The organism is uncultured Nostoc sp. (assembly GCF_964245575.1).
Lineage (GTDB): Bacteria > Cyanobacteriota > Cyanobacteriia > Cyanobacteriales > Nostocaceae > Nostoc.
In genome coordinates this window covers 1-7,205 of the sequence record NZ_CAXTNP010000341.1, presented here as the reverse complement: position 1 = coordinate 7,205, position 7,205 = coordinate 1, and the positions used below count along the sequence as shown (strand labels likewise).

The window sequence follows — 7,205 nt, the reverse complement described above, 5'->3', positions numbered from 1 at the left end:
ACAAAAGGTGGGTTTTAATGCACATGCTCAACTTCCTGTCAATGCGTAAGTCCTGTGATTGCCCACAAATGTGTGTGTACTGGTTCGATCACTAAAAAGTTCAAGTTGTTGCTCTTTAAAGCGATTTTCCATTTCCCCGCGCCAGAGCGTATTTTTGTGTTTGGAAACATAGAGCTAATCGTGATGTTATTTGCAATTTTCGGTCTAGTTCCGCAATTAACCCTAAACCAGCATCGGATGTTACCTGCCCCCCAGTGAAGTTTACTACGATTGGGGGTGATTTTGGCTGTTCAAATTTCAACTGTTTTGGTATTGATCGCCTTGCTGGTTGAATTATCCTTTAAAACTGCTTAAATGCATGCCACCTATACATTTTAACAGTTTTTACCCCCATTTTTTTCCGAGTTTGTGAGAAATCCGGGTAAAATCTGTGCTGTATCTGATGCTCCTCCCAAATAGATACGAGGATAGGGTTGAGCAACAGAGAAGGGTCGAAGGCTCAAATCTTGGATTTTGAAATATTCACCCTCAAAGTTCACCCTCTCACCGCTCCACAAAGCTCTAACAACCTGCAACCATTCACCAGAATAGCGATAACGTTCATCATGAGGAGGGAAGGGGATATTAGTACGCTCCATTTCTGGGCGAAACCAAGCACTAATTAGGTTTATGGCAAAACGTCCAACACTTATTGCATCAATTCCCAGGGCCATCTTGGCTAGAACGGCTGGATGAAATAATAAAGGTTTAATCGCGGCAATAATTTCTATACTTTCCGTAGCTTCAGCCAATGCAGCACAAGCTGTCCAAGTTTTCAACTGTTCTAAATCTAGACTACGGGGATTGGCAAGGTGTTGTGCGACTAAAGTGGTGACATATCCTAAACGCTCTGCTTCTAATACTAGCGATCGCGTGCGTTCATAACTAGCATCAATCGGTTCATCTGGCGTATTGAGAGGGCCAAAGTTACCTCCAACAGGGGCCCAAATACCATAGCGTGGTTCTGACATTTTTACCTCCAAATTAAATGGTGACTGGGGAGATATATCTTGTTTTTTATCCTCACCTATGCAAATCTCATACCATACTACTATAAATCTATCGTTATACAGTACATTGATTGCCGCAAAAGAAGTGACTATCGCTGATTCAGTAAAAATTAACGATACTTTTAAGAGTGGGGAAGATGCTAACTTTTTCCAGCATGAACCGTTTATGAAACAAACGGCTAAAAGACTTAACACGGATTTTGTCATGTTGAATCGCAGTTATACCACCATAACCGAACTCTATTCAAAACGATTAAAGATCAAATGACTCAATAAGATTCCTATAGGGGTAACAATTGCTATTTCTAATGATGATAGCAATCAAGATTGCATTTTGAAATTCCTCAAACACATAGATTTAATCAATTAACAAGAAAAGTCAGGGGAGTATTACAACATCAAAGATATCATTAAGCATCCCAAAAATATCCAAATTAAGGAATTAGACAATTACGCTATTATTAGAGCGTTGGACGATCTAGATTTCGCTGTGACATCTGCATCCTTTATTGTGCAAGCAAAGGTATGTCTAAACCCTATTGTGTTAGACAAGATTGGCATAGTTAACAAAAATTATGCGGTGGGTCTAGCAACTGTACAATCAAAAGCAAATGATCCCAACATCCAAAAACTAAATCAATTGGTTGTCGATCCCAAATTGAAGGACTATATCAATAACTACTTCAAGGGGATGATCGCCCCTGTATTTTAAATTTTGATACGGAGGACTGATGAGCAAATCGAAGCAATTAAAACTAGGTGCTTTTATGCGCCCGGTAAGCATACATACAGGCGCTTGGCGCTATCCTGGGGCTTTACCTGACGCTAATTTTAACTTCCCAGCACTGAAACGATTCATCCAGAAATTAGAGCAGGGCAAGTTCGATGCATTCTTCATGGCTGACCACTTAGCGGTGCTGAATATGCCAATCAACGCACTGAAGCGCAGCCATACTGTCACCTCTTTCGAGCCTTTTACCCTGCTTTCTGCCCTTGCTAGCGTCACCGAACACATTGGGCTGGTAGCTACCGCTTCCACGACCTATGACCAGCCTTACCACATCGCTCGCCGCTTTGCGTCTCTCGACCATATTAGTGGCGGTCGCGCTGGCTGGAACATCGTCACCACAGCCAATCCAGACGCAGCGCTCAACTTTGGATTAGAAGAAGAGATAGAGCATGATGAACGCTATCGGCGGGCTAGAGAATTTTATGATGTTGTCACGGGTCTTTGGGATTCCTTCGCTGACGATGCGTTTATTCGGGACGTGGAAGCAGGGATTTATTTTGACCCTGCAAAGCTTCACGTTCTGAATCATAAGGCAAAATATCTCTCGGTGCGAGGGCCATTGAACATCGCCAGACCTGTCCAAGGCTGGCCGGTAATCGTTCAGGCAGGCGCATCCGAAGCCGGACGGCAATTAGCTGCCGAAACCGCCGAGGCTGTGTTTGCACCTGCTGGTAATCTGGAAGCTGGAAAAGCTTTGTTTGCAGACATTAAGGGACGGGCGCAGGCGATTGGACGTGACCCAGACAGCATAAAAATCCTTCCAGGTGCTTTAGTCATCGTGGGGGAAACCGTCGCCGAGGCACATGCCAAGCGTCTTCATTTGGACAGCCTAGTACATTATGACAGTGGGATCGCCAGCCTTAATAGTGCGCTTGGCTACGATGTTTCGGGTTTTGATCCAGATGGCCCCTTGCCAGAAATCCCACCAAATAACGCTGGTCACTCTTCACGAGAAAGAGTAATAGCCTTAGCGCAACGCGAGAACCTGACCATTCGACAGTTAGCTCAACGCATCGGCAGTTACGGCGGGCTGGCTTTCGTCGGCACGCCCCAAACGATCGCTGATGATATGGAGCAATGGCTGACAGAGGAAGGGTCTGACGGCTTCAACATCATGTTCCCTTTTCTTCCTGAAGGGCTGAATGACTTTGTAGACAAGGTTGTGCCAGAACTCCAACGGCGTGGGATCTTCCGCCACGACTATGAGGGCAAGACGCTACGCGAAAATCTGGGACTGACGCGCCCCGCCAACCGCTTCTTCCAGACCACAACTGCTTCCGTCAGCTAGACACTTATGTGATTTATCACACAACAATCTGATAAAAATCTCTTTTCCCAATCCCCAGTCTCCAATCCCTTATTCCCAAAATAGAGAGAAAAACAATGACTCAAATTGAAGAAAAAGTTATAGATTCTACTTTCCAGTTCTCGGCTCCTGTCACAGCCAAATCTCCCGAACTGCAAGCTTTGTTCGATTTCATTGCTCTGGGAGCAAGTGAGCGCGATCGCGATCGCATCCTTCCTTATAATGTAGTTGAATTGATCCGGCGTTCCAGGTTGGGTGCATTGCGAATCCCCGTTGCCGAAGGTGGTGGTGGTAGCACCGCACGCGAACTATTCGAGGTCGTGATTCGGCTGGGGGATGCTGATCCAAATGTCGCTCACATTATACGGAATCATTTCTCTGTGACGGAGCGAATTTTGCGTTCTGAGCGCACCCCAAGGAATCGTCGCTGGCTCAAGGCAGTCATTGATGGTGCAATTATTGGACTCGCTACAACTGAACTGGAAACCAAGCGATCTGGTGGCGGCCAAGTCGTGAATACAAAATTAACACTTGATGGCGACGGCTATCGGCTGAATGGTACTAAGTATTACAGCACTGGCAGCCTTTACGCAGACTTGATTTTCGTGCGTGTGTTAGTACCCGATGACACGAAAGCATTTGTACTCATTCCTACCAACCGCGAGGGGATTCACCTTGTGGATGACTGGGACGGATTCGGTCAAAGGCTTACAGGCACTGGAACGACAACATTTAAAAATGTCCGTGTAGAGGCGGATGAAGTAATTTTTGAGACAGACACAGACAAAGACAACCTGCCATACAACATCGTCCCGCAATTATTTTTAACAGCAATTAATGCTGGCATTATTCGCAGCGTTCTACGCGATGCAACAGCCCTCGTCCGTACCCGGCCCCGGACTTTCTACCATGCTGTATCCGAGCAAGCCTCAGAAGACCCAATCTTGCAACAGACTGTCGGGCAGATTGCCGCCAATGCCTTTGCGGCCGAAGCGATCGTCTTGGCGGCAGCTGATGGTCTCGATCGCCTCCCTGCTGCCCAAGCCCAGGGAGAGGAATCGGAAACTGCTGCTGCGCTGGTAGCTTCTTTGAGTGCAGCCAAAGCCAAATTGATTGTTGATGATCTAGCACTACGTTCGGCCACCTTGCTGTTTGAAGTTGGTGGGGCTTCTACAACAAAGAAAAGCTCCAACTTTGATCGTCATTGGCGCAACGCCCGTACCTTATCCTCACACAACCCAAATCACTTTAAGGCTCGTGCGATCGGGGACTACGAGATCAACGGTACACCATTGCCGCAACGAGGATTCTTCTAATTTTGTTCAGATCCCTGACTTCTAACATGCGGGAAACCACTTTATGAGTATTTATTCAGAAGTCGGGGATCTCGCAGCCAACCGAAACCGTTGAGAGGAACTATGAGTGCAATTGATACTACTTTTTTAAGAGCAAGTAAAGAGGCGATCGCCTCTCCAACAGACTATCCCCAAAGCCCATTATCCCAAGCTCTCCGGCAGCCAGTACTGCTAGGGCTGTTTTTACCGATTCATCACGGTGGTTGGAGTTCTTCTAATCTACCGCGCACTACAGACTGGTCGTTTGATTACAATGCCAAACTGACTTAAAAGGCTGAGGAGTTAGGTTTTGACCTTGTTTTTGGCTATTCTACCTGGCAGCCGAAGGGCGGACAAGGGCCAACTTGGACAGAAGCAGGTTTAGATGCCTTCATCGCTACTGCCTCCCTTGCTGCCATTACCTCACGCATTCTATTAATCTCAACAATTCACGTCCTCTACGGGCCTTGGCATCCTATTCATCTGGCTAAATTTGGTGCGACACTTGACCACATTTCTAAAGGTCGCTGGGGAATTAACGTTGTCACTGGACACCGAGCTTATGAGCATGAACTGTTCGGCTGGAGCCAAATCGAACACGATCGCCGCTATGAACTTGCTGATGAATTTGTCACCGTCCTCAAACGACTTTGGTCGGAAACAGAGAATTTTTCTTACAAAAGTCAAAATTCTTGGCAGTTTAAGGATGCTTACATCAGCCCCCGCCCGCTTTATGGTCGTCCCATCCTAGTTAACGCCACTGGCTCGGATGCTGGCATCGAGTTTGCGGGTCGCCATTCTGATATCGTATTTATCACCAGTTCGGCTGGTGGTGACATAGAAAGCGCCTTGTCGTCGTTACCCGCCCATACAGCCCGTGTGAAACAATCGGCGATCGCTAATAGTAGACTTGTCCGCACTCTCCTAAATCCGCTTCTTGTCGTGCGTGAAACTGAAAAAGAGGCAGAAGAATATGCTCAGGCGATAATCGACCATGCGGATTATCAGTCAATTACTGGACGTTCAGGTGTTAGCAGCGATGCACACGCCTGGAGGGGACATCAGAAGGGAAATCTGCGTAATGGTGTTGGCAGTGCGATCGGCGGTAATGTGCAGTTAATCGGTTCACCCGAACAAATCACCGAGCAAATTTTGCAACTCAATAAAGCTGGTGTCGATGGTTTCCAGCTTGCCTTCTATGATTTTGAGCCGGATCTCGATTTCTTCGGTAAGCGCGTTTTACCACTACTCAAACAGGCTGGACTTAGATTCTAAGTTCTCCAACCCAGCTAATACCAATTCTCTAAAATCGGGCAACACATTCAAAATTTGACCTTCTTAATTACGAATTACGAATTGGTATTCCGCCCTGTTTTCAACTTTGCGAGGTGCATCAATGCAAGGACAAGAATTACTACAAAGCTTGTTGCAAGCCACTAGTGAAACTTTTTACATGGTAAGTATATCTACCCTGGTTGCAATAGTATTAGGCTTACCTTTGGGCTTGTTGCTAGTGATGACAGGCCCCGAAAACTTGCTAGATTTTCCCCAAGTGCATAAAGTGCTGGGTGCGATCATCAATACTGTACGCTCATTGGATTGATATTTAAAAACCTACTCAATGCGCTCGAAGATTTGGTTTTAAAGTGTTCGGGTAAGGGATGCCCTTGCGCTTCCAAAAATAATCATAGCATTGCATCAAAATTATCTTTTTGGTATTGGGTCGGCATTCCCTTGCAGGAGAGCCATCAAAGTGCATCAGAAGGAATCATTCACAGTCAAAGCGTTAAGAGTGCGGCAATGGTTAGTCAATCCGTGGGCTTTGATGCGGGCAAGAAAATTTGCATGACGCAAGCGATTTCTGACAGTTGATACTTTGGGGTTAGTCTTGCGGGTCTTAGTAACAGCAGCCAATGTGAGTGAGCGTGTTCGCGTTAGCCTCCCGTAGGGGGGTAAACAAGTTCTCAAACGGGTCAAACACTCTCCAATACCATTGCCAATTTACGAGGGTTCAACGCCTGTAGAAACGGGATGAATACGACCTAAAGCAGTAAGCTTGGCAAAAATCTGGGTTAATAAAATAGGCTCAGGCTTTTCCCTAAGCATTTTTAACATTTCACGGACATATCGAAAGCCACGATAATAAGCTTTCAGGTCAATAATGCCAGAACCGGGATTATGTTGACGAAAATCCGAGAGGAGATGATGGGATAAATTGACCATAAAAAATGCGTGTTTTAGCAGCATTAGTCACCGCAGTTTGGCTTAGATTCATAAAATCTTCCAGACCCCAAAACTGTTTAGCATCACGAAAGTTAAACTCGATTTGGAAACGGAGTTTATAGTAGTCGATTATTTTCTCAAATGATAATTTCAAGTCACTAGAGAATAGAATTACATGACTGCGGACATTAGTTTTAAGATTGATTTTGACCAAAATAACTACATTCAGAGCCTGGGCAAATTCTTTATGAAGTAAAGTCGCTTGATAAATATCAGTTTGAATATCCTCATCAATGGTACTTTTACATAAATACTTGTTAGGTATGTTATCGTAGTCAATTTTATCTCCGTATTTACGACGTGAGCGTTTATTGGGGTCAGGGTGTTGATAAGGTATATATAATGCTGAATCGTAGCGAAGTTTTGAAATTATGTGCAAGTTAACTTGCTGGAGTTTAGACTAAATAGTCGAAATCAAAGAAAAAAGAGGAGGTCTGATTGAA

Annotated in this window: 6 protein-coding genes and 4 pseudogenes; 7 read left to right on the top strand and 3 right to left on the bottom strand. The window is 45.3% G+C overall.

The window, feature by feature from the left end:
• Positions 1-115: 115 nt before the first annotated feature.
• Together ACFFAP_RS33560 and ACFFAP_RS33555 are read right to left on the bottom strand one after the other, a co-directional pair.
• The gene (locus ACFFAP_RS33560; RefSeq protein ID WP_375515267.1) at positions 116-301 is read right to left on the bottom strand and encodes a transposase; all 186 of its coding nucleotides are present in this window, start codon (positions 299-301) and stop codon (positions 116-118) included.
• A 73-nt stretch (positions 302-374) separates the two neighbouring features.
• The gene (locus ACFFAP_RS33555) at positions 375-1,010 is read right to left on the bottom strand and encodes an LLM class flavin-dependent oxidoreductase (protein WP_375515266.1); all 636 of its coding nucleotides are present in this window, start codon (positions 1,008-1,010) and stop codon (positions 375-377) included.
• 58 nt (positions 1,011-1,068) lie between these two features.
• On the opposite strand from ACFFAP_RS33555, the pseudogene ACFFAP_RS33550 reads away from it, so the two are divergent.
• The 7 genes and pseudogenes from ACFFAP_RS33550 to ACFFAP_RS33520 form a co-directional block, all read left to right on the top strand.
• A pseudogene (locus ACFFAP_RS33550) lies at positions 1,069-1,761 on the top strand (MetQ/NlpA family ABC transporter substrate-binding protein).
• Between the two features lie 19 nt (positions 1,762-1,780).
• Positions 1,781-3,127, top strand: a complete 1,347-nt coding sequence (locus ACFFAP_RS33545) for an LLM class flavin-dependent oxidoreductase (protein ID WP_375515265.1) — start codon at positions 1,781-1,783, stop codon at positions 3,125-3,127.
• A gap of 95 nt (positions 3,128-3,222) precedes the next feature.
• Positions 3,223-4,461: an acyl-CoA dehydrogenase family protein gene (locus ACFFAP_RS33540; RefSeq protein ID WP_375515264.1), complete on the top strand. Its 1,239-nt coding sequence runs from the start codon at positions 3,223-3,225 to the stop codon at positions 4,459-4,461.
• Positions 4,462-4,563: 102 nt separating this feature from the next.
• Entirely contained in the window at positions 4,564-4,770 is a 207-nt protein-coding gene (locus ACFFAP_RS33535) for a hypothetical protein (protein ID WP_375515263.1), read from the top strand.
• A 63-nt stretch (positions 4,771-4,833) separates the two neighbouring features.
• Positions 4,834-5,754, top strand: a pseudogene (locus tag ACFFAP_RS33530) (LLM class flavin-dependent oxidoreductase); the annotation flags it as partial.
• A 121-nt stretch (positions 5,755-5,875) separates the two neighbouring features.
• Positions 5,876-6,082 (top strand): hypothetical protein, encoded by a 207-nt coding sequence (locus tag ACFFAP_RS33525; protein ID WP_375515262.1) that lies wholly within the window; start codon positions 5,876-5,878, stop codon positions 6,080-6,082.
• Positions 6,083-6,231: 149 nt separating this feature from the next.
• Positions 6,232-6,406 (top strand): annotated as a pseudogene (locus tag ACFFAP_RS33520) (IS5/IS1182 family transposase); the annotation flags it as partial.
• 74 nt (positions 6,407-6,480) lie between these two features.
• On the opposite strand, the pseudogene ACFFAP_RS33515 reads toward ACFFAP_RS33520, so the two are convergent.
• Positions 6,481-7,153, bottom strand: a pseudogene (locus ACFFAP_RS33515) (transposase); the annotation flags it as partial.
• Positions 7,154-7,205 lie beyond the last annotated feature (52 nt).

What these genes read in the sequence shown, in the direction of transcription:
- ACFFAP_RS33540 (WP_375515264.1), top strand. Translation starts at nt 3,223, where the DNA reads ATGACTCAAATTGAAGAAAAAGTTATAGATTCTACTTTCCAGTTCTCG.
- ACFFAP_RS33545 (WP_375515265.1), top strand. Translation starts at nt 1,781, where the DNA reads ATGAGCAAATCGAAGCAATTAAAACTAGGTGCTTTTATGCGCCCGGTA.
- ACFFAP_RS33555 (WP_375515266.1), bottom strand. Translation starts at nt 1,010, where the DNA reads ATGTCAGAACCACGCTATGGTATTTGGGCCCCTGTTGGAGGTAACTTT.
- ACFFAP_RS33535 (WP_375515263.1), top strand. Translation starts at nt 4,564, where the DNA reads ATGAGTGCAATTGATACTACTTTTTTAAGAGCAAGTAAAGAGGCGATC.
- ACFFAP_RS33525 (WP_375515262.1), top strand. Translation starts at nt 5,876, where the DNA reads ATGCAAGGACAAGAATTACTACAAAGCTTGTTGCAAGCCACTAGTGAA.